At 36.8% G+C, this 22,322-nt stretch carries 24 protein-coding genes; 20 read left to right on the forward strand and 4 right to left on the reverse strand.

The annotated features are described in order from the left end of the window. Nucleotides 1-5: 5 nt before the first annotated feature. The gene (locus LWE_RS03645; protein WP_011701552.1) at nt 6-332 is read right to left on the reverse strand and encodes a TIGR04197 family type VII secretion effector; all 327 of its coding nucleotides are present in this window, start codon (nt 330-332) and stop codon (nt 6-8) included. Nucleotides 333-632: 300 nt separating this feature from the next. Between LWE_RS03645 and LWE_RS03650 the strand changes: the two genes are divergently transcribed. From LWE_RS03650 to LWE_RS03720, 15 genes are all read left to right on the forward strand, one after another. Further along, nucleotides 633-1,454: an SGNH/GDSL hydrolase family protein gene (locus LWE_RS03650; RefSeq protein WP_011701553.1), complete on the forward strand. Its 822-nt coding sequence runs from the start codon at nt 633-635 to the stop codon at nt 1,452-1,454. Then, entirely contained in the window at nt 1,426-2,331 is a 906-nt protein-coding gene (locus tag LWE_RS03655) for an ABC transporter ATP-binding protein (RefSeq protein WP_011701554.1), read from the forward strand. Before LWE_RS03650 ends, LWE_RS03655 begins: the two co-directional genes overlap by 29 nt. Then, nucleotides 2,324-3,304 carry an ABC transporter permease gene (locus LWE_RS03660; RefSeq protein WP_011701555.1) on the forward strand — a complete coding sequence of 327 codons (981 nt, stop codon included), beginning with the start codon at nt 2,324-2,326 and terminating at the stop codon, nt 3,302-3,304. The genes LWE_RS03655 and LWE_RS03660 overlap by 8 nt, the downstream gene beginning before the upstream one ends. A gap of 126 nt (nt 3,305-3,430) precedes the next feature. Next, entirely contained in the window at nt 3,431-4,318 is an 888-nt protein-coding gene (locus LWE_RS03665; protein ID WP_011701556.1) for a VOC family protein, read from the forward strand. After that, entirely contained in the window at nt 4,318-5,277 is a 960-nt protein-coding gene (locus tag LWE_RS03670; RefSeq protein ID WP_011701557.1) for a ring-cleaving dioxygenase, read from the forward strand. Before LWE_RS03665 ends, LWE_RS03670 begins: the two co-directional genes overlap by 1 nt. A gap of 6 nt (nt 5,278-5,283) precedes the next feature. Next, nucleotides 5,284-5,892: an alpha/beta hydrolase gene (locus tag LWE_RS03675; RefSeq protein ID WP_011701558.1), complete on the forward strand. Its 609-nt coding sequence runs from the start codon at nt 5,284-5,286 to the stop codon at nt 5,890-5,892. 9 nt (nt 5,893-5,901) lie between these two features. Further along, nucleotides 5,902-6,522, forward strand: a complete 621-nt coding sequence (locus LWE_RS03680; protein ID WP_011701559.1) for a flavin reductase family protein — start codon at nt 5,902-5,904, stop codon at nt 6,520-6,522. Nucleotides 6,523-6,849: 327 nt separating this feature from the next. Next, complete coding sequence (gene hflX / locus LWE_RS03685) at nt 6,850-8,106, forward strand: GTPase HflX (protein WP_011701560.1); 1,257 nt, start codon at nt 6,850-6,852, stop codon at nt 8,104-8,106. A 65-nt stretch (nt 8,107-8,171) separates the two neighbouring features. Further along, on the forward strand, nt 8,172-9,053 hold the full coding sequence (locus LWE_RS03690) for a metallophosphoesterase (protein ID WP_011701561.1): 882 nt from the start codon (nt 8,172-8,174) through the stop codon (nt 9,051-9,053). Next, complete coding sequence (gene lplA2, locus LWE_RS03695; protein ID WP_011701562.1) at nt 9,050-10,039, forward strand: lipoate protein ligase LplA2; 990 nt, start codon at nt 9,050-9,052, stop codon at nt 10,037-10,039. Before LWE_RS03690 ends, lplA2 begins: the two co-directional genes overlap by 4 nt. A 151-nt stretch (nt 10,040-10,190) precedes the next feature. Further along, entirely contained in the window at nt 10,191-11,489 is a 1,299-nt protein-coding gene (locus tag LWE_RS03700) for a glycoside hydrolase family 125 protein (RefSeq protein ID WP_011701563.1), read from the forward strand. Between the two features lie 17 nt (nt 11,490-11,506). Next, entirely contained in the window at nt 11,507-12,397 is an 891-nt protein-coding gene (locus LWE_RS03705; RefSeq protein ID WP_011701564.1) for a carbohydrate ABC transporter permease, read from the forward strand. A gap of 11 nt (nt 12,398-12,408) precedes the next feature. Next, a complete protein-coding gene (locus LWE_RS03710; protein ID WP_011701565.1) occupies nt 12,409-13,284 on the forward strand; it encodes a carbohydrate ABC transporter permease in 876 nt (291 codons plus the stop codon). A 21-nt stretch (nt 13,285-13,305) separates the two neighbouring features. After that, entirely contained in the window at nt 13,306-14,559 is a 1,254-nt protein-coding gene (locus LWE_RS03715; protein WP_011701566.1) for an ABC transporter substrate-binding protein, read from the forward strand. Nucleotides 14,560-14,562: 3 nt separating this feature from the next. Next, nucleotides 14,563-15,591, forward strand: coding sequence for a glycoside hydrolase family 76 protein (locus tag LWE_RS03720; protein ID WP_011701567.1), 1,029 nt, complete (start codon nt 14,563-14,565; stop codon nt 15,589-15,591). A gap of 12 nt (nt 15,592-15,603) precedes the next feature. Here the strand turns inward: LWE_RS03720 and LWE_RS03725 are convergent, their stop codons facing one another. Continuing rightward, nucleotides 15,604-16,722, reverse strand: a complete 1,119-nt coding sequence (locus LWE_RS03725) for a GntR family transcriptional regulator (RefSeq protein WP_011701568.1) — start codon at nt 16,720-16,722, stop codon at nt 15,604-15,606. 159 nt (nt 16,723-16,881) lie between these two features. Between LWE_RS03725 and LWE_RS03730 the strand changes: the two genes are divergently transcribed. Both LWE_RS03730 and LWE_RS03735 read left to right on the forward strand, forming a co-directional pair. Continuing rightward, nucleotides 16,882-17,634: a hypothetical protein gene (locus LWE_RS03730; protein ID WP_011701569.1), complete on the forward strand. Its 753-nt coding sequence runs from the start codon at nt 16,882-16,884 to the stop codon at nt 17,632-17,634. A 34-nt stretch (nt 17,635-17,668) separates the two neighbouring features. After that, a complete protein-coding gene (locus tag LWE_RS03735; RefSeq protein WP_011701570.1) occupies nt 17,669-18,319 on the forward strand; it encodes a GntR family transcriptional regulator in 651 nt (216 codons plus the stop codon). A 35-nt stretch (nt 18,320-18,354) separates the two neighbouring features. Here the strand turns inward: LWE_RS03735 and LWE_RS03740 are convergent, their stop codons facing one another. Continuing rightward, nucleotides 18,355-19,344: an NADPH:quinone oxidoreductase family protein gene (locus LWE_RS03740; protein ID WP_011701571.1), complete on the reverse strand. Its 990-nt coding sequence runs from the start codon at nt 19,342-19,344 to the stop codon at nt 18,355-18,357. Nucleotides 19,345-19,522: 178 nt separating this feature from the next. Here LWE_RS03740 and LWE_RS03745 point away from each other — a divergent pair, with 178 nt between their 5' ends. After that, on the forward strand, nt 19,523-20,452 hold the full coding sequence (locus tag LWE_RS03745; RefSeq protein ID WP_011701572.1) for a diacylglycerol/lipid kinase family protein: 930 nt from the start codon (nt 19,523-19,525) through the stop codon (nt 20,450-20,452). 61 nt (nt 20,453-20,513) lie between these two features. Continuing rightward, on the forward strand, nt 20,514-20,846 hold the full coding sequence (locus LWE_RS03750; RefSeq protein ID WP_011701573.1) for a hypothetical protein: 333 nt from the start codon (nt 20,514-20,516) through the stop codon (nt 20,844-20,846). A 38-nt stretch (nt 20,847-20,884) separates the two neighbouring features. Here LWE_RS03750 and LWE_RS03755 read toward each other — a convergent pair whose 3' ends face one another. Continuing rightward, nucleotides 20,885-21,751, reverse strand: a complete 867-nt coding sequence (locus LWE_RS03755) for an ROK family protein (RefSeq protein WP_011701574.1) — start codon at nt 21,749-21,751, stop codon at nt 20,885-20,887. Nucleotides 21,752-21,908: 157 nt separating this feature from the next. Here LWE_RS03755 and LWE_RS03760 point away from each other — a divergent pair, with 157 nt between their 5' ends. Beyond that, nucleotides 21,909-22,292: a hypothetical protein gene (locus tag LWE_RS03760; protein ID WP_011701575.1), complete on the forward strand. Its 384-nt coding sequence runs from the start codon at nt 21,909-21,911 to the stop codon at nt 22,290-22,292. Nucleotides 22,293-22,322: the final 30 nt, after the last annotated feature.

Raw genomic sequence — 22,322 nt, forward strand, 5'->3', positions numbered from 1 at the left:
TCCTCCTAACGTTTCGTACCAATAACATCTGCTAAGGAGTCTTTGAACAAGTTTTGGTTTTCAAAATTTTTCTTTAGTTCTTCATCGTTTGCCACGAATTCATGTGCCACAGAACGAATATTATTAACATCTTTTTCAAAAGCTGTTTGGAATTGTTGAATGAGTTGGATTAGTTGCTGATTGCTTTGTTTGGCTTTATTATTTCCATCTAATGTTGTTTTCAAGGCTGGTGTTAAGGATTTCCCAACTATATTTTGTAGTAATAAATCTGCATGTCCCATAAGCGTTGCAACTTGCTCTGCAGTCTCTAGATTGCTTTGAAATTCTGCCATTAGTGCTCCACCTTCCCTTGTGTATATATTCACTAATTAATTATAACTAATTATGGAAAGGCTTGCAACAAACTATCAAAAAGGAAGAAAGCTACATACGAGCGGGAAATAATACCTGAATTAGGCATATCAAAATAGAAAAGGTTGTTACAACATTTTCCGTTTTGGTATGGGAATAACTGCAACATTAATAGAAGGAAGTTACATTGATTTTAAGGAAAAGTCTAAATGGGTGGTCTCATTTTAAAATATGCTATACTTAGTGAAAAATAAACTTCATGAAAAGGCGGGTGGTAGTCAGTGAAAAAAAGTAAAACGGTTCAAGTTCTTTTCGTTTTTTCTGTTATTGCATTAATTTTAAGCGTGGTTGGAGTTGGATCAATTTGGTATGGGCAAAAAAATCATCAAGCAAATAATACAAAAACAATTGCCAAAAAAGATACCACAGTAACGAAAAAACAAGATACATTTAAAATAACTGCGCTCGGCGACTCGCTTACATATGGCGTTGGTGATACAGAGGGCGGCGGGTATGTCCGAGTTGTGGAAAACTTCTACAAACAAAAGGAAAAAAATGTCGAGAACGTCAATCTGGCTATTAGCGGTGCGCGATCTGGGCAACTTCTCAAACAATTAGAACAAAAAGAAGTGCAAAATCAAATAAAATCAGCAGATGTAGTCTTAATGACAATTGGCGGCAATGACTTGTTTCGCGGCGGAGAAGCGCTTGAGGACTTCAAAAGTGATGCAATTAAAAAAGCCGAAGCGAGCTATCTTAGTAATTTAAAACAAATTTACCAAACGATTCGGCAATTAAATCCGTCTGCACCAGTTTTTCATATTGGGTTGTATAATCCGTTTATGGAACTAGAAAATGCGAGTGAAATGTCGGCTGTTGCGAATGAATGGAATATGCAAAGTCAAAATCTCTCTCAAAATGAAAAAAATATTATTTACGTACCAACATTTGATTTATTCCAGCAAAATGGAGCGGCTTATATAGCAAGTGATAAATTCCATCCAAATCATGCCGGGTACCAGTTTATTGGTAATCGGGTGACAGAAGTTATTCAGACGGGAGGGGGAGAAAAAGATGACGGAGCAAGCACTTCAAGTAACTAATCTGTATAAAAAAATTCGTAAACGAGAAATTATTAAAGGCATCTCTTTTGAAGTCATGCCCGGAGAAGTTTTTGGTTTTCTTGGCCCAAATGGAGCAGGTAAAACAACCACGATTCGAATGATTGTTGGCTTAATCAAACCAACTTCCGGAACAATATTAATTGGCGGTAAAGATATTCGTAAAAATTTTACCGAAGCAATGCGAGGACTTGGTTCTATCGTGGAAAATCCGGAATTTTATACATTTTTAACAGGACAAGAGAATTTGGCGTATTTTGCTAGAATGGATGCTTCAATCAAAAAAGAACGTATTCAAGAAGTAACTGAGCTAGTTGGGCTTGAAAAACGAATAAATGACCGAGTTTCTACCTATTCACTTGGTATGCGCCAACGTTTAGGTATTGCCCAAGCGTTACTTTCAAGTCCGAAATTATTAATCCTTGACGAACCAACAAATGGTTTAGATCCCTCAGGTATTCACGAAATGCGCGACTTTATCCGTGCGCTTGCTAGAAACGAAGGCATTAGTGTGCTCGTTTCCTCGCATTTATTAAGTGAAATTGAGCTTTTGTGCGACCGTGTGGCGATTATGACAGATGGAACGATTATTAAAACAGATCAAGTTTCACACCTACTTAATTCCCGCGAACAGTTACGCTGGCGGGCGACTCCTTTTGAACAAGCAAAAGCGTTCTTAGAAAGTGTAACGGAAGTTGAAGTAGACGGTGAATATGTTGTAACAGCTATGAACGAACATAGCGCAGAATGGAATGAAAAGCTTGTTTCAAAAGGTATCCAAGTTCACGAAATCGATAAGAAAAAACCATCTCTCGAAGACCTATTTCTTGAGTTAACAGGAGGTCATTCGATTGATTAATTTAGTATATAATGAACAATTAAAACTTTGGCGGAAAAAACGGCTCATCGTTATATTAGCTTTGGTTGCCATTATTGTAGGAATTTTTACGTATGCGCAGTTTAGACAATATCAGGAAGATGAGAAGCAAGCGGGGACAAGCGATTGGCATGTGCAAACCCAGCAACAAATCGTCGACCTTGAAAACAGACTCGGAACAGGGAGATTACCAGAAGAATATCAAAAATATTTCAAAGTACTGGTTGGGCAACTGCAATATTATTTAGACAATGACATCAATCCAAACGCACCAGGAGCTCCAACTTTCTTAAAAACATTTGTGGAAAATGGTATTAGTTTGTTGTTTCCGCTCTTTATCATGGTCATTGCGGCCGATTTGATTTCTGCTGAAACAAGTGCAGGAACAATGAAATTCTTACTGACAAGACCTGTGAAACGATGGCGGATTTTGACGAGTAAATATATATCGATGTTGCTTTCGATTTCCGCGATTACGGTTTTATCAGCTGTTATTGCCTATCTGATTTCTGGTATTATCTTTGGTTACGGAGGTTGGGATGCACCTGTTCTCACCGGATTTGGTGTGAAAGATGGTGCGATAACCACAACAGACGTATACCAGTTACCTGTGTGGCAACTACTTCTCATGGAATTTGGACTCGCTTGGTTTGTAAGTGTCGTGGTCGGAGTGTTAACCATGTTTGTATCCGTGCTAGTTCGTTCCACAGCTGCCGTAATGGGAATTATGCTAGCTTCACTTATTACCGGAACCATACTCACCAATCTCGTCAGCTCTTGGCCAAGTGCGAAATATCTATTTATGGTCAATTTACAACTGACAAATTATTTAAACGGCTCCAGTCCACCAGTTGAAGGAATGACATTAAGTTTCTCGATGCTCGTCTTAACTGCTTGGATGTTAGTCGCTTTCGTCTTATCCTATTTTATTTTTACAAAACGAGATGTGTATTAAAGAGCGCTTATTGGCGCTCTTTTTTGCGTCCGTTAAAAGTTACTTACTTTTTGTGAGCAAAAAACTTTTCTTTTCTACAGTTTAGTTATAAACTATAGTTAGTAATCAAGAAGGAGGTATAAACAAATGATCAAAGGAATCCATCACGTATCCGCATTAACGAAATCATTCAGCGAAAATCATCATTTTTATTCAGAAATATTAGGGCTGCGGCTCGTAAAAAATACAGTGAATCAAGACAATATTCATATGCGCCACCTATTTTATGGTGATTATATCGGCTCGCCGGGAACGTTGCTAACATTTTTCGAAGTACCGCGTATTGGCTCAAGCTACGACGAGCGCGCATTTTTCGGGAATATCACCCTAGGAATACCAAAAGACACAAGCACTTACTGGGAAAAAAGGCTAAACGATTTTGCGATTTCTTTTCACAAAGAAGGAAAGACTTTAACCTTACACGATCCCGATACAATGGGTATCATCCTAACGGAAATACCAGAAACTATTGCTAGCCCGACTATCCACACCGATATCCCAGCAGAAAAACAAATTGTTCGGATTATTGGGGCTGATTATCACGTACCAAATCCGGCAGCGACCAGCCAGTTTTTTACAGACTTTTTTGGATTAGAACAGCAGAATGGGGTATTAGTAGATAAGAACCAGGTGAGTTTTGCAAAACTGTACAAAACGAGTTCAGACAAAAAATCCCGTACAGGACGCGGAACCATTGATCATATTGCTTATACTTTGGAAACGAAAGAAGCAGTAGATAAACTTCATGATTTAGCCGTTCGAAACGAGTTGAAAATAGAAGAATTTGTAGACCGTGAGTATTTCAAAAGTTTATATATCCGTGAACCAAGTGGTCTTAGAATCGAATTTGCAAGTGCAGGCCCAGGCTTTACAATAGACGAACCACTTGAAACAATGGGCGACAAATTAGCCTTACCAAGCTTTTTAGAAGAAAAAAGAACAGAAATTGAAACTTATTTTGGAGGAGATTTATAATGATTAAAGATTTAAAAGGAATTCACCATGTAACAGCAATGACAAGTAGCGCCGAGAAGAATTATGCTTTTTTTACAGAAGTTTTAGGAATGCGTTTAGTGAAAAAAACGGTTAACCAAGACGATATTCATACGTACCATTTATTTTTCGCGGATGACAAAGGTTCAGCGGGAACAGATATGACATTTTTTGACTTTCCTAATTTACCAAAAGGACGTCATGGAACAGATAGTATTTCTCGTGTAGCTTTCCGGGTTCCAAGTGATGCGGCATTAGAATATTGGCTTGACCGCTTGGAACAGTTAGAAGTACCGCACAGTGATATTAAAACATTATTTGGTAAAAAATATCTGACTTTCCAAGATTTTGACGATCAACAATTACAACTAATTTCGGATGAAAATAACGAAGGCGTGGCTGCTGGAACTCCGTGGAAAAATGGGCCGGTTCCAGAGAAATACGCGATTTATGGCTTAGGACCAGTCTTTTTAACAGTTGTTTCTTTGAAAAACATGGATGCTATTTTACAAACTATTTTAGGCTTTAGAAAAATTACAGAAGAAAATGGGCTTCATTTATATGAAGTAGGTGAAGGTGGAAATGGAGCGCAAGTCATTGTCGAAGAGCGTACTGATATCCCTGCTGCAATGCAAGGTTACGGTGGGGTGCATCATGTAGCTTTCCGAGTAGAAGATCATGAAGAGTTGCAAAAATGGATTGACCGTATGAATACAATTGAAGCACCTAATTCTGGTTATGTAAACCGCTTCTATTTTGAATCTTTATATGTGCCGGTTTCGGAACGCATTTTATTTGAATTTGCGACAGATGGCCCAGGTTTTGCGAGTGATGAACCATATGAAACTCTCGGTGAAAAACTAGCTTTACCACCATTTTTAGAACCAAAACGCGCTGAAATTGAAAAAATGGTTCGCCCAATTGATACGAAACGGAGCTGAAAACGAATGGAACATATTTTTATTCCAGGTAAAAATAAAGAGTTAGCCCCATTATTACTACTTCACGGGACAGGCGGTGATGAAAAGTCGCTTGTCGAAGTAGCAGAATTTATCGCAAGTGATGCTGCTGTTCTATCGTTACGCGGAGATATTAAAGAAGGCGGAGCAAATCGGTTTTTCAAAAGATTTCATGATGGTAGTTTGGACTTAGAAGATCTGGAAAGTAAAACAGCAGAATTAATCACAACTACGCGTGAATTGGCTGAGAAATATGAACTTGATTTTGAACAAATGATTGCTGTAGGCTATTCTAATGGAGCCAATATTGCCGCAAATGCACTGCTTCAAGCGGAAAATAGTTTCCATAAAGCGATTTTATTTCATGCGATGCCAGCGGGAAATAAGCAACCCGAATTTTCGATTAGTCACCGTAATGTATTTTTGTCAGCTGGTTTAAATGATCCACTTATTACAGCAAAAGCATCCGAAGAGTTAGTTGAAATCCTCGAAAAACGTGGTGCAAAAGTTGAAACAGTATGGACCGCAGCAGGGCATTCTCTTACAATGGAGGAACTAGAAGAAGCAAAAAAATGGTATCAAAACAACCAGAAATGAGGTAAATAAATGACTATTTTTAAAAGTGCTGATTTATCCCAGAAAGAAAACTATAAATTTTTAACTGGAAGCATTATTCCAAGGCCAATTGCTTTTGTAACTACGCTTGCTGAAGACGGGGTGACGGTTAACGCCGCCCCGTTCAGTTTTTTTAATGTCGTTTCAAGCGATCCAGCAATTGTTTCTATAGCTGTCCAGCGCGCAGAAGGCAAACAAAAAGATACGGCCAGAAATGCAGCTTTTACAAAAGAATTAAATATTCATATTGTTAGTGAGACGTTCGTTGCAGAAATGAATAAAACAGCTGCACGACTTGCACCTAATGTGAGCGAAATAGATGATACTAACTTGCATTTAGAGTTTGTCCCTGGGATGAAAACGCCAAAAATTACAGAAGCAAACATCATACTCACGGCTAAACTCGAACAAATCATTCCAATTAAAAACGATAGCGGCGAAATTGTTACTGACTTGGTTTTGGCACGTATTATCACGTATGATTTTGCTGATGAAGTATTTGATTCAGAGCATCAGTATATTTTGCCAGAAAAGCTTACACCAGTTGCTCGTCTAGCTGGAAATGACTATACGAAACTCGGCGAGATTTTCCGAATCGAACGTCCGAATTAACAATAATTAGTTGCGAAACAAGAGCTACCATGTTAAACTAGGGGCATCTAAATCGAACGGAGGGTTGCCAATCATGCGTTATATTAGACTACGTTTCCCAAAAAATCTATGCAACTAATTTAATAGTGCGGGAATATCCATGCTTATTTAGTATGGATAACGGGATTGGTCTTGCGTGCATGTATGGCACCCAAAATAAATATGGGTAGAATGAAGGGGAATTAGCTTCATTTGAAAGCAAGCTAGTATCTATTTGATGCTATTTTTGCGTTTTCATCTACTCAGAAACCCTGACCGCGCTGAATCTATTTCAGGAGGTCCTTTTTTATGGAGAAAAAAGTATTAATCGTTGGTATCAGCCAAAAACAAAAAGATTTTGATTATTCAATGGAAGAATTAGCCAATTTAGCGGCTGCAAACAATATGGAAGTAGTGGGCGAAATACGTCAAAACATCGACCGTGAAAACCGCGCTACCTATGTTGGAAAAGGAAAAGTGGATGAAATCAAGGGTCTAGCAGAAATGCAGGATGCTCGCTTGATTATTTTTAATGACGAGCTTTCCCCTTCGCAAATTAGGAATTTAGAAGAAGCGCTTGAACTGGATGTTATGGACAGAACAGGTCTTATTCTAGCTATATTCGCAAATCGAGCAAAAACTAAAGAAGCACAACTTCAAGTCCAAATTGCTAAACTACAATATGAATTACCACGGATTTTCGGACAAGGCGAAGACATGGACCAACAAAGCGGGAAAGGCGGGCTCAGTAACCGTGGTTCTGGTGAAAAGAAAATCGAAACAGATCGCCGAACCATTAAACATCAAATACGCCATTTGCAAAAAGAGTTAGATATGCTCGTTGATGACCGTGAAGTACGTCGCCGAAAACGAAAGAAAAATGAGATTCCTGTTGTGTCGCTTGTTGGCTATACGAATGCTGGAAAATCAACCACGATGAATGGTTTAGTACGCGCCTATAGCGAAACTGCTGAAAAACAAGTTTTTGAGAAAGATATGCTTTTTGCCACACTTGAAACGAGCGTGCGCGAAATTGTTTTACCAGACAACAAGCAATTTTTACTAACAGATACAGTCGGTTTTGTTAGCAAACTTCCGCATCAATTAGTGAAAGCATTCCGTTCCACACTAGAAGAGGCGCGCGATGCGGATTTACTCATTCATGTGGTAGATTATTCCGATCCACATTATAAAACGATGATGAAGACTACAGAAGAAACACTCAAAGCAGTTGGTGTGGAAGATGTTCCAGTTATTTATGCATATAATAAAGCAGATCTTCTAGAAAATGAAATTTACCCTAAACAAACGGATAATACGATTGTTTTTTCAGCACGGGATGAAAAAAGTTTAGAATTTCTAACAGAAGTGATTCGTAAAGAATTATTCGCTAGTCATGAAAAAGCAACTTTTTTAATTCCTTTTGAAGCAGGGAAAGTGGTTGCTTATTTAAACGAACATGCGGATGTGTTAGAAACCGAATACTTGGAAAATGGCACACAAATTGTGGCTGAAGTTAGTCCAGCTGATTTACAAAAACTAGCAGCATATCAAGTAGCTGAATAAAGCGAGTTCCAGCTGAATTTGCTATAATGACATGTAGAGCAAATTTAGTGAGGAGAATTCTATCTATGAAAAAAACTGGATGGGGGATACTTGGCGCAGTTGCTGCTTTTACTGGATACGCATACTGGTCAACGAAACACCTAACCGTAACAAATTATGAAATAATATCAGAAAAAATTCCGACAGAATGGGACGGCGCGACATTTGTTCAGTTGTCTGATCTGCATAGTGCTAGTTTTGGTCTATATAATAATCCTTTGCTTAGTATTGTAAATGAGCTGGCTCCGGACGCGGTTTTTTTGACCGGAGACATGATTGATGGGGATGAGTCGCCGTTTGTTGCTATGGCTGTCGTACGTAAATTAGCAAAAGAATTTCCAGTCTTCTATGTGAACGGCAACCATGAAGGTAGAAGCGCTTTTTACGAAGATTTTAAAGCAGATATGGAAAAGCATCATGTGAAAGTGCTTGAAAATGAGCGCTATTTTCTTAAAAAAGACGATGCCCCAATCATTGTAGCTGGTGTAAAAGATCCGCGTTTTGTTAAAGAAGCTTGGGCAGAGCAAGAACTACCTAAACAAGAATGGGAAGAAGCCGCATTAAAAGAAGTACTAGATGAGGCAACAGCTCATTTATCTCCAGACTACTTTACGATTTTACTGGCTCATCGCCCGGAGTTTTGGCCGCTTTATCAAGCCTATCCAGTTGATTTAGTTTTATCAGGTCATGCGCATGGCGGTCAATTTAGACTCCCGCTTACAGAAGGTCTTTTTGCACCAGGACAAGGCTTTATGCCAAAATGGACAGCGGGAATACATCTGGCTGGCGGAAAAACACTTATTGTTAGCCGAGGCTTAGGAAATGTAACCAAACTTCCACGTCTATTTAATGATCCTGAAATCATTCGGATTACCCTTAAAGCAAAAGGAGATGCTAGTGGAAAGTGATTTATTTAGATAATGAAGATGTGCTTGATCAAGCATACAATTTTGCTATGGAAGAATATGCGCTCCGTTTTTTAGATGAGAATGAAACATATTTCATGTTTTACCGGATGAAGCCAACAATAATTGTAGGTAAAAATCAAAACACATTAGAAGAAATTAATCATACTTTTGTAGAAAAACATCATGTTCATGTTTTACGCCGGCTGTCGGGCGGTGGAGCAGTTTATAATGATGAAGGTAATATTAGTTTTAGTATGATAACAAAAGATGATGGGAATAGCTTTCAAAATTTTGCAAGATTTACAGAACCAGTTATTCAAGCACTCCAAAAGCTAGGCGTAAATGCAAAACTTAGCGGAAGAAATGATATTGAAGTGGATGGCAAAAAAATAAGCGGCAATGCACAGTTTGCGACGAATGGCCGATTATATAGTCATGGAACGTTGCTTTTCGATGTTGATTTGTCGATGCTTGAAGCGGCTCTGCAAGTAGATCCTGAAAAGTATTTATCCAAAGGGGTTAAATCTGTTCGGAGTCGTGTCACCACGATTCGGGAACATTTAACGGAAGATATGGATATCCAGGCTTTTAAACAAATTCTCCTAGAGTCTATTTTCGGAACAGCGGATATTCCACGTTATATTTTTACAGAAGAAGATAAATTAGCTATTGAAAAAATACGCGAGGAACGCTACTTGAACTGGGATTGGACATATGGTAAATCTCCAAAAGCCACTATCCAACGTAAAAAAAGATTCCCAGCTGGAACTATCGAATTTCAGCTGACTTTACACAAAGGCCAAGTAAAAGAAGCAATCATTTATGGTGATTTTTTTGGAACAAAAGATGTTGCTGATTTGGCTAACAAAATGCTTGGTTGTCGTTTTGAACGTAAAGCCATCCAAAATGCTTGGCAAGAAATAAATACAAAAGATTATTTTGGTGGAATTGAAAAAGAAGCTATTCTTGATATGTTATTTGAATAAGGATTTAAACTCTGAGATATAGATTCTCAGAGTTTTTTTGTGTAAAAAGAAAACGATTTCATTTTTATATTGACAGTGATTAAATATATATAGTATTATTTAAATATGATAAATGTCTATTAAGTATAATTAATTAAAAGGAGTGAATCATTTGGTTATCGCAAATCGTGCTTTTATACAATCAAGTACGGAAAAAATAAAAAAAGAAATAAATAATCAAAAATTGGCTGAAATGTATGAAAGGTGTATGGAAAACACATTAGACACCACAATTAAAATTCGAGAAAGTGGTCTCACATTTATCTTAACTGGAGATATTCCAGCAATGTGGTTACGTGATTCAGTATGCCAAGTACGACCTTTTCTAATTTTTGCTAAAGAAAATGAAGAAATTCAGTCGATGTTAATTGGTCTTAGCAAGGAACAAGTGAGTTTAGTTGGAATAGATCCTTATGCTAACGCTTTCAATGAAACGCCAAATGGAGCCGGACATCAAGCAGATAAAACAGAAATGCACCCACAAGTATGGGAACGCAAATATGAGATTGATTCGTTATGTTATCCGATTCAATTAGCGTATCTTATTTGGAAAATTACCGGAAGAACAGAACAATTTGACGCAGCGTTTTTCAAGATGTTGCAAACTATTTTTGCTGTATGGGAAGTAGAGCAGCATCATGAAACAAAATCGCCTTATCGTTTTGAGCGAATGGACTGTGTTCCTTCTGATACTTTAAAAAGAGATGGATTAGGAACTAAAACTGCTTATACAGGAATGCTTTGGTCAGGATTTAGACCAAGTGATGATGCTTGTGAATATGGGTATCTCATTCCATCTAATATGTTTGCTGTAGTAGTTTTAGGTTATGCAAAAGAAATTATCGAAACATTTTATCCAAGTGAAAAGGAAACAGTGAAACAAGCAGTAACTTTAAAAAATGATATCCAATTAGGAATTGAAAAATTCGGTACATATAATCATCCTACTTTTGGTGAAATATTTGCATTTGAAGTAGATGGTCTTGGAAATCAATTATTAATGGATGACGCCAATGTTCCAAGTCTACTCTCTATGCCAATCATCAATTACCTTGAGAAAGAATCGCCAATTTATCAGAATACGCGGAAGTTTATTTTAAGTAAGTCAAATCCATATTATTTTGAAGGGGAACTGGCAAAAGGAATTGGTAGTCCGCATACACCAGCAGGATATATTTGGCCCATTGGACTGGCAATTCAAGGGTTAACAGCAAGTGATGAAACAGAAAAACTTGCTATTTTACAAATGTTGTTAGAAACGGATGCTGGAACTGGATTAATGCATGAATCGTTTCATCCAGATCACCCGGAAGACTTTACACGTGAATGGTTTTCATGGGCGAATATGATGTTTTGTGAATTAGTACTGGATGTAGCTGGGTTTCGAATGGCAAATGTTTTGAAGAACTAACGAAGGAGGCTTAATTGATGGCAACGATTAGAAATAAATCTGCCCAAATACACCAACAACGAATGGCTTATCTTTTTATTGCGCTTCCGGTTTTATTACTAGCGATTTTTATGATTTTACCAATTGGAATGGCACTATTTGTCAGTTTTACTGATTATGATATTGTTAATTCTCCCAATTGGATTGGTTTCGACAATTACATCAAAATGTTTAGGGATCCATATTTTCTTATTTCATTAAAGAATACGATTATTTACACAGCTTTGTTTGTACCACTTGGTCTTGTAGCATCACTTGGGGCAGCTATCTTGATTAATATGAATAAAAAAGGGGCAGGTTTATTTCGGACATTCTTTTATGTGCCTGTATTATGCTCTACAGTAGCAACAGCGACAATATGGTATTGGTTGCTCAACCCTCAGTATGGTTTGATTAATCGAGTGTTAGGATGGTTTGGAATTAATGGTCCAGCATGGCTCTATGATTCGAACTGGGCAATGTTTGCGATTGTTATGATGAGTGTTTGGATGACATTTGGAACAAATATGATGATTTTCCTTGCAGGCCTTCAAGGTATCCCAGCTAATTTATATGAAGCTTCCAAAATAGAAGGTGCTTCAAAATGGAAGACATTTCGTTATGTCACTTGGCCATCGCTTTCACGAACCACTTTTCTTGTAACAACGATGCTAATTATTAATGCTTTTCAGGTGTTTGATCAAGCATATGTATTAACAAAAGGTGGTCCTGGAAACTCCACTATCACACTTGTCTATTATATTTACAATGAAGGTTTTGGCGGATTAAAAATGGGCTATGCTTCGGCAATTTCTTTTGTACTATTTTTAATCATACTAGTATTTTCGATTATCAATATGCGTGTGAATAAAGAAGATAGAACAGCTTAAGGAGGGGTGATATGAATACCATAAAATTTAAAAAAATGAGCAAGTCGTTCATTTGGTATATTGCAGTACTTCTAATTAGTTTAGTAACTGTATTTCCACTTATTTGGACAGTATCGACTTCCTTTAAACCAACGAGTGAAATTTTAAGTAATGGCATGAATTTAATTCCTAAAATGTTTACTTGGGATAATTACAAAGATGTATTTAGTACGACACCATTTGCCCGCTATCTAGTCAACTCTTTAATACTTGCAGTTGGTGGTGTGCTCTCTAATTTATTCTTTGGTTCACTTGCTGGTTACGCGTTTGCTAAACTGCCTTTTAAAGGGAAAAAAGGACTGTTTATGACATTTTTAGGAAGTATGATGATTCCGGCAGTAGTGACCATGATTCCATCTTTCCTTGTATTAAAGAATTTTCCATTGATGGGTGGTAATGATATTACTGGTCATGGTGGAATGGGTTTTATTAATACTTATTGGGCAATTTTGATTCCAGGAGCTGCTGGTGCATTTTCCATCTTTTTCATGAAACAGTTCTTTGAAACGTTACCAGATGAACTTTCAGAAGCAGCAAGAATAGACGGTTGTTCGGAGTTTAAAATCTTTTGGAAAATCTATATGCCACTTGCTAAAACAGCACTAGCTACACTTGGAATAATGACATTTCAGGCTGGCTGGAATCAGTTCATGTGGCCATTGATTGTTCTTAATTCACAAAAAATGATGACAGTTCAAGTAGGACTTGCTTCTTTTCAATATAACGAGAGCGCCAATTATGGGGCTTTAATGGCCGGGACAATTGTTTCCACCATTCCAGTATTATTTGTATTTATTTTTGCACAAAAATATTTTGTCGAAGGTATCGCGCATAATGGCGGTAAATAAACCAAAAAAGGAGTGTATAGGATGAAAAAAGTATTATTAGCAATTCTTAGTATGGTATTGTTGCTTAGTTTAGCAGCTTGTGGTGGAGGTTCAGACAGTGGGAAGGACAAGGACGGTAAAGAAGAAATTGTTATGTGGGGCTCCTGGTCAGGGGATCAAATTAAACAGTTAGAAAAACAAATCGATAGTTATAATAAGTCACAAGATAAATATAAAGTAAAATATGTGATGCAAGAAAATGTGGAAGAAAAATTACTAACAGGAATAGCAGGTGGTGAACTTCCTGATATTATCATGTGGGATCGCTATCAAACAGCTCTTTATGCTCCAAAAGGCGTGCTTGAACCTCTAGATAAACTAGTTAAAGAAGATAAAGTGAAGATGGATGATTTTTATGAAGAATCAGTGAAAGAAATGACTTATAGTGATAAATTATATGGTTTACCACTATTAAATGATAATCGAATTCTATTTTATAATAAAAAATTATTACAAGAAGCTGGCGTAAAACCTCCAACTACTTGGGATGAATTAGCAACTGCTGCACAGAAAACAACGAAGTGGGATGGAAGTAAAATGACACAAGCAGGAATGTCACTTCAAGATGTTGGCTTGTTTAACTTGTATTTAATGCAAGCAGGCGGCGAACTAGTAACTTCTGATAATAAGAAAACAGCATTCAATTCAGAACAAGGTTTAGAAGTGCTTAATTACTGGGATAAAATGCAAAATGATTTAAAAGTGTACCAACGTGGTTTTGATGATGGTTCCGATGCTTTTGCAGCTGGAAAAGAAGCAATGACATATAACGGACCGTGGGCTTTAGCAGATTATAATAAAGTAGAAGACCTTGATTATGGTGTAGTCGAACCACCTAAAGGACCAAATGGTGATAAAGGGGCTATCATGGGCGGATTTGGATTAGTAATGCCTAAACAAGCCGAACACAAAGATGGTGCATGGGACTTTATGAAGTGGTGGACAACAAAACCAGAAAATGGTGTAGAATTTGCCAAAATTAGTGGTTGGTTACCAGCGAATAAAATTGCTGCTGAAAATGAATACTTTACGAAAGACCCAAATTATTCTGTTTTTGTAAATACAATGAAATACGCTAAAATTCGTCCAACCGTTGCTGGTTATGCAGATGTAGAAGGTTTAGCAATGAAACCTCAATTTGAAAAATTCATGAATGGTAATATTTCCGCTGAAAAAGCCTTATCACAAGCTGAAAAAGAAGGAAACCAAATTTTAAAAGAAGAGAGAGATAAATAATTGATGAAATGGTCCGAATATGCAAATTTAGCGCAACAAAGTTTAGAAAAATTTTATCTTGCGGATACAAAAGAACAATTTTTAAATAACTTTTATCCAACAGAGAATCCAGAAGAAGATAATAAAGTTTTTAATTACTGGTGGCTAGCTCACTTGGTTGAAGTACGATTAGATGCTTACTTACGTACAAATAAACAAGCGGATTTAGAGATAGCGGAACATACCTATATGCACAATAAAACCAGAAATGGTGGGACACTTGTTCATGATTTTTATGACGATATGCTTTGGAATGCGCTTGCGGCGTTTCGTCTTTACAAAACTACCGGAAAAAAACTGTATTTAGAAGATGCGAAATTAGTTTGGCAAAATCTTGTGGATACAGGTTGGAATGACACAATGGGAGGCGGTTTTGCTTGGCGTCGACCACAAATGTATTACAAAAATACACCCGTGAATGCACCTTTTATTATTCTTTCTTGTTGGTTATATAACGAGCTCCATGAAACGAAATATTTAGAATGGGCTATTAAAACTTACGAATGGCAAACGAAAGTACTTGTTCGCAAAGATGGATTTGTAGAAGATGGAATTAACCGTTTAGAGGACGGAGCTATTGATACAGAATGGAAATTCACTTATAACCAAGGTGTGTATATTGGAGCTAATTTAGAATTATATCGTATTACTAAAGAAGCAAAATATTTAGCTACTGCGAATAAAACTGCGGATATATCATTAAAAGAATTAACGGAAGATGGTATATTTAAAGACGAAGGTAATGGCGGAGATGAGGGCCTATTTAAAGGGATTTTTTACAGATACTTTACTGATTTAATCGAAGAAACTGCGAATAAAACTTATCTGGATTTTGTATTTAATAGCTGTCAAATATTAGTTGATAATGCAAAAGTAGATGGATATTTATTAATGGGAATGAATTGGAAAGAAAAACCATCTGGAAAAATTCCTTATTCAGCAGAATTAAGTGGAATGATCGCACTTGAAATGGCTGCAAAATTAGAACGTTAAAAAAAGCACCTCCTACTTGGGGGTGCTTTTTAATGATTTAATTGAATCTCCTTCTACAAGCATTGGAGGTAACATTTCTTTGTTGATAGCATCTGGCTTATGCACTTGATTTAAAAGCATATCAACTGCTTTCACACCTATTTCATATTGTGCTTGTTTAATATGTGTGAACTGGAAGGCAGAGCTATCAAAAAAGTTATCTGGATGATCAAAACAAACAACAGATAAATCAGCGGGAATGGATTTTCCTAACTTGTTACATGCTTGCTTTATTAAGAGTGCAATGTTGTATTCGGTCGCTACAAGTGCAGTGATTTCAGGATGTGTCTTCAAAAAATCTGCAATTTTATCAATATCGGTTTGAATGGAAACGGTGGAATTTGGCATGACCGATTCAATCTCGCGAAAAACATAATCAGAATGAAAAGCTGTATGAAAAGACGCATGCCCACGAATAAATCCATTCACCCGGCTATCAAGCGTAGAAACTGGACTAGTAGATGTTATCATTCCAATATGTTTATGCCCAATTTCAAATAATTTTTCTGTAATAATCCGACCAGCTTCTGTATTGTCTGAACTAATAGAAGATATTGGTAAGCCTTCTAACGTACGATCTATGACCACTAAAGGAAATTTTTGGGAAGCAAGTTCTAATAAGGTCGGGGAAACAAACTTTGAACTAGCAGGTAAAATAAGTATTCCAGCAACATTCATTTCAATAAACTCTTGCAAAATCTCTTCTTCTCGCTCTGTATCTCCCAGTGATTTTTTTACAATAATATGTGCTTTAGTGTCACTGTGCTCTAACATTCCAGATAATAAAATCGTACCAAAAGTATCGTCGAAATTTGTCATAATACAACCAAAAAGAGGCTTATCGAACATTCTCGTTTCTATCTGTTCACTAATTGGCGAAGCATTAATTACGAACGTACCAACCCGAGGGCGTCTTGAAATATAACCATCTTTCTTTAATAACTCCAGCGCCTTTTTTAACGTAATACTGCTCACATCAAATTGAGCCATCAATTCGTTTTCTGTCGGCATTTTACTACCAACGGGAATTTTACCTTCTTGAATGGATAGTTTAAGTTGATCATAGACTTTTTGATATAGTAGTTTTTTCATTTACTCACCCATTAAATATATTTTATAATATTAATTATATTTAATTTCGCTCCTATTGTAAACTAATTACGATAAAAAAGTGAAATTCTCTTTACAAACTTTAATAAATAGATGACTCATGGTAAACTTGAATTTAGGAAAAAAGGAAAAGGTGTAGAAATGGCGATCAAAAAATTAAATGACTTTTATTTTAAAAAATTAGGGAACTGGAATTTAGTGCATAGCTTTTTGAAAGGCTTTTGGCGAGCGTTTATTTTCATGCTGCTACTGCTAATTATTGTGGATGTAGTTGTTATACAATTTGTGAATGGTCGTTATTTTATTCCAGTTATTTTACTAAGTTTATTGTGTATTCCTCTTTTTTACTACATCTTGATATACAGCCGTGCGAAGAAATTCATCCGTACACGTTATCAACTACGGAATTTTACTGAACTAACAACGATGCGTCGCTATTTATTATATGCCTATTTAGAAAAAAGTGGTTTTAGTACGCGAGATGATTTAGAAAAGTTGATTCGTTTTATTCATTCTGAAATGGCAGAAGAAAAGAAAAGTTATCAACCACTTAGTACTATAGCGGGTGTTTTTATAGCGGCATTTTTGGCCATCTTAGGAGGCTCCTTTCTATTCTTGATGGATGATATAGTGGAGCGCCTTATTGCTGCAGTTCTAATGATAATTATGGCAATTTTACTTTATGTTATTGGCACTTTTATTATGTCGATTATTCGCTCGAAGTCAGAAACAAATACAAAAAAAGAACGGGAATTAACAAAAGAAATTATCGCTATTCAGACGGCAATACTTGTCAGCGAAAATACTAGTTACCATCCATTTTTAGCGATGGAGCGAAAAGTAGCTGAAAACGATTTTCTGAAAGAAATTATTACGGCAAAATCCTTTTTATAAACATATTTTTTAGACATATTTAGGAGGGAATTTAATGACAATCAAACGCAAAGAGACGAGAGAAAGTGTTTGTTATCGTGAAATTAAAAAGAAGATTAGAAACGGGGAACTAAAACCAGGAGATCGCTTAATCGAAAATACGCTTTCTAAGCAACTAGAAATAAGTCGAACGCCAATCCGCAAAGCAATTGGAATGTTAGCTGCAGATGGTTATGTAGAATATAATGATTTTCGCGGAGCATTTGTTAAAGATAGTATTATCAATAAAGAACGTTATTTTGAAATGACAGAGATTATCGGATTATTTTTAAAGCAAGCCATTCAAAAAATCCGCACTAAAAAGATTAGCTTTAATACAGTCCGAGTACTTGCTAAGTTAGAAGAGGTAGAACGTGAATCAGAACAGACAAATCCAGCAATTTATTTTGAATATGAAAAATGGTTTGTTAGTGATTTATTAACCTATATGAAAAATAATTACTATCTAAAAATCAGTAATGACTTTTTTAACAATATTCAAGAATTTGGCGATGAAGAAGTCATAAAAATTGCCCAAAATGCTTGTGTGAAAACAATTAATAATATTCAAATTTTTATAGACGCGATAGAAGTACAAGATTACGATAAATGTGTAGCAATTATTGACCAAATGATTGATGCGCATGTATTAGTTGCTTATCGTTAAAAAGAGCATTGCCAACATCTGGCAATGCTCTTTTCCTATTTTATTTTCACTAAATATCTGCCAGTAACCCCGCCATTCATTACTTGGTGAAGCGCTTCTGGTAAAGCTTGGAAATTTATTTCTGTTGCAAGTTCATCTAAATTCGCTAGTTTGAAATCCGTTGCTAAACGTTGCCAAATTTGTGTGCGTTTTTGCATTGGACATAGAACAGAATCAATGCCTAGCAATTGAACGCCACGTAGAATAAAGGGAAATACAGTCGTATCTAGTTTGCCGCCAGCTGACATTCCACAAGTTGTTACGGCACCACCATATTGTACGGCAGTTAATAAATAAGAAAGTGGTTTACCTCCAACGCAATCAATCGCTCCAGCATATAATTGTTTATCAAGTGCTCGAATTTTTTCAGGTTGGAATGCTTCTCTTGAAACCACTTCTGAAGCACCAAATTTTTGTAAAAAGTCTTTTGCATCCTTTTTCCCAGAAGATGCCACAACGGAAAAGCCTCGTTTAGCAAGTATGGCTGTACTAAGACTACCTACACCGCCAGTAGCACCGCTCACAGCTGTTTTTCCTGTTTCTGGTCTAACGCCACTAGATTCAAGCGCATCGACAGAGAGAGCTGCTGTAAAGCCTGCTGTGCCCAGTATCATGGCTTCTTTGAGTGATAAACCTTGTGGCAACGGGACAACCCATTCGGCCGGAACACGGATAAATTCACTATAACCGCCGAAATAACTCACACCAAAATCATAGCTTGTTACAATAACTTCGTCCCCCACTTGAAAACGATCTGATTTTGATTCGATGACCACGCCGCTTGCATCAATACCAGGAATAAAAGGATACTGATTCACAATTTTACCTTCAGGAAGTACGGCCAATCCGTCTTTGTAATTAATGCCAGAATAATGTACTTCAATAGTTACTTCATTTTCTGGTAAATTATCTAAAGTAGTTTCTCTAAAATGAAGGGATGTGTTATCTGCTTCTTTTTCTATGAAAAGCGCTTGAAAAGATTTCATTTATAAATTCCTCCACAACTTTTGTTTTGAGTTCTCCTTCACTTTACGACTTTTTTGTCTATTTTTCAAGGCTAGGACTGGTACAAATCCTTATTTCAAGGTAAACTAGAGAAGTAAAGAAGCCTATATTATGTGTGAAAATATAAATAGAATTTTATAGCAAGAAAGGGTGAGTAAGGTGGGAAAAGCACTATTGATTGTGAATCCATCATCAGGTAAAGAAAAAGGAAAAACCTATCAAGGAAAAACAGAAACAGTACTAAAAAAACGATATGAGGAAGTAGAAGTTCGCTTAACTGAAAAAGCAGGAGATGCAACTGAATTTGCGTCTTGGGCAGCTGAACAAGGTTTTGAGGCTGTTATTGCTATGGGTGGAGATGGAACGCTCAATGAAACAATAAATGGTTTAGCCATTCATGAAAAACGACCAGATTTTGGCTTTATTCCACTTGGTACAGTAAATGATTTGGCACGCTCAGTTGGTATTCCTTTAAAACCAGAAAAAGCAATCCAAGCATTAGAAAAAGCGGTAGCTGTACCAATGGACATTGGACGAATTGGTAGTCAATATTTTATGAATGTGTTAGCAATTGGTATGATTGCGCAAGCCGTAGACCAAGTTAGCGTGGAACAAAAAACAAAGTTCGGCTCCATCGCTTATTTTTTAGAAGGATTAAAAGCATTTAATCGTAACGAATTACTCCATTTTAAACTAGAATATGATGAAGAAGTATGGGAAGGCGAGGCTGCACTTGTCGTGGCTGGCTTAACTAATTCAGTCGGCGGAATGGAGTCATGGGCACCAGATGCCAAAATCGACGACGGTTACCTTCATGTCATTGTTTTAACAAAACTCGGCTTACTTGATGCGGCAAATATGATTCCTCAACTAATCCGTGGTAATCTAAAAAACAGTGATGGTGTAGTTTATATTAAAACGAAAAAGCTCACTATTGATGCAAGTGGTGATGACTTAAGTATTAATGTAGACGGTGATCCAGGTCCAGGCGTTCCAGCTGAAATCGAAGTACTAGGAAGTCATTTAAATATACTGGCACCACCAGAAAATAACAAAAAGCGTTTCGGCCCATTCATACTGAAAAAGTAACAGAGTAATCACATAAAATCTGTTGCAATAATTTTAGAGGAATAAGGAGTTGAGAAGCTTTATGGAAGAGGAATTAGAAGTCATTCATAAAGGTCTTGCTAATGCAAAAAATGGGTTCAAGGCTGTACCTGGAAAGCTTTATTTGACAGCCACCTATATCGTTCATAAACCAAATGATTATTTTGATGAAGAAATTAACATCCCTCTAAATCGAGTAGCAAAAATTCGAGGTGTCCATACAAAAATCCTTGGAAAAGAAATGCTATCGAATATTTTAGAAGTGGATATGATTTCCGGCGTAAAGTATCAATTTGTCGTTAATAAACAAAAAAAGTGGCTTGAAGCCGTGGCAAATGTCTTAGAAAGTCGCGGTGAATCAGAAAAATTAGCATAAAAAGAAGCTGGCGCAAAAAAAGTGCCCAGCTTCTTTTTTTAAGACAAATGAAAAGCAGTAGCCCCAATTAGGTTGGCGTCATTTCCGAATTTACAACCAACAACAGTTGGGCGTATCATAGCAATTGGAACACTAGCTTTTACTTCATCCACATAGTTATTTAATTCCGTGATGAAATCTGCACGCTCACTTACACCACCACCAATGACGACCATCTCTGGATCAAGTGCATACTGCAAATTAAAAATACTGCGTGCTAAATAATAAAACATAGTTTCTAGCTCTTCTTTTGCAACCGCGTTACCTTCCGCCCGTAATTCAAAAACACGATGACCATCCACTTCATCTGTAGGCAGTTCTAGCCTTTTCGAAATTCGCGTAGCAGCATTTACTATAGTACCAAGCTCACTAAGCGTATTTCCGTCACGATCCATCAACATATAGCCAAACTCACCACCATGCAAATTCGCTCCATGATGTACTTTACCATCGCGAATGACTGCTCCTCCAACACCACTTCCAAGTATCATAAAAATGATATCTTGTTTATCTTTAGCTGCGCCAATCCAAACCTCGGCTAATGCCGCACAGTTGGCATCGTTTTCCATCGTCACTGGTAACGCTAATTTTTCTTCTAGTAATTGTTTAAATGGAAAGTTATGTATATAAGGGATTGCACTCGCTCCGCCGATGATGCCGGTTTCATTATTTACCGCGCCTGGACAACTAAAAGCAGCTCCCTGAAATGAATAATTATAATTAGTTTTTACATTTACAAGTAATTGTATCATTTTGTCTAAATTATCCGGGGTAGCAAACTTACCTTTTTCAAGTATTTCGCCTTGTGGTGTGAGAACCCCATACTTCACCGCGGTACCGCCCATATCAAATGCTAGTATCGTCATAATTCAATCTCCTTTTAATAAAAGTATATACTTATCATACTTTTAAATTAGACAAATGACAAATAAAAAGTGAAATTACTTTGCTAAAAATTACCGTCACTTTCGAGTTTTGTGCTATAATAAAGCAAGAATTTGAAGCGCAGGAGGAAAAAAGTTAGTGGAGATAAAGGTTCAAGGAAAATTGGCTGACGGCAGAATCGCTTTTAGTAGTGAATATGGTGAATGCGTTGGTATATGGGCCGATGAAGACCCAGAACCAAGTGGGATTAAAACGGTAGAAATTACGATACCTGATATGATTAGTGCGGAACTTTTGCATGAAAGTGAAGAAAAACATTGTGTATTAGAAATAGATGAAGAAGGTTTAGTTCACGTAGTTGGGAAATTAGAGGACTACGAGGAAGATGGATTTGCAGTACTCCGCTTGGAAGAGAGTATTATTTGTTTTGACACGAAGTTCAGTGAAGAAATTGAAATGCTTCACGGCAGATTTGTCGAATTTGTCATTCCGGAAATAAAATTAAGTAATGTTGGTATATAATAAAACGCCATGCTCCGTTTTCCTAAAAAT

Origin of the sequence: Listeria welshimeri serovar 6b str. SLCC5334 (assembly GCF_000060285.1) — a bacterium.
GTDB classification, from domain to species: domain Bacteria; phylum Bacillota; class Bacilli; order Lactobacillales; family Listeriaceae; genus Listeria; species Listeria welshimeri.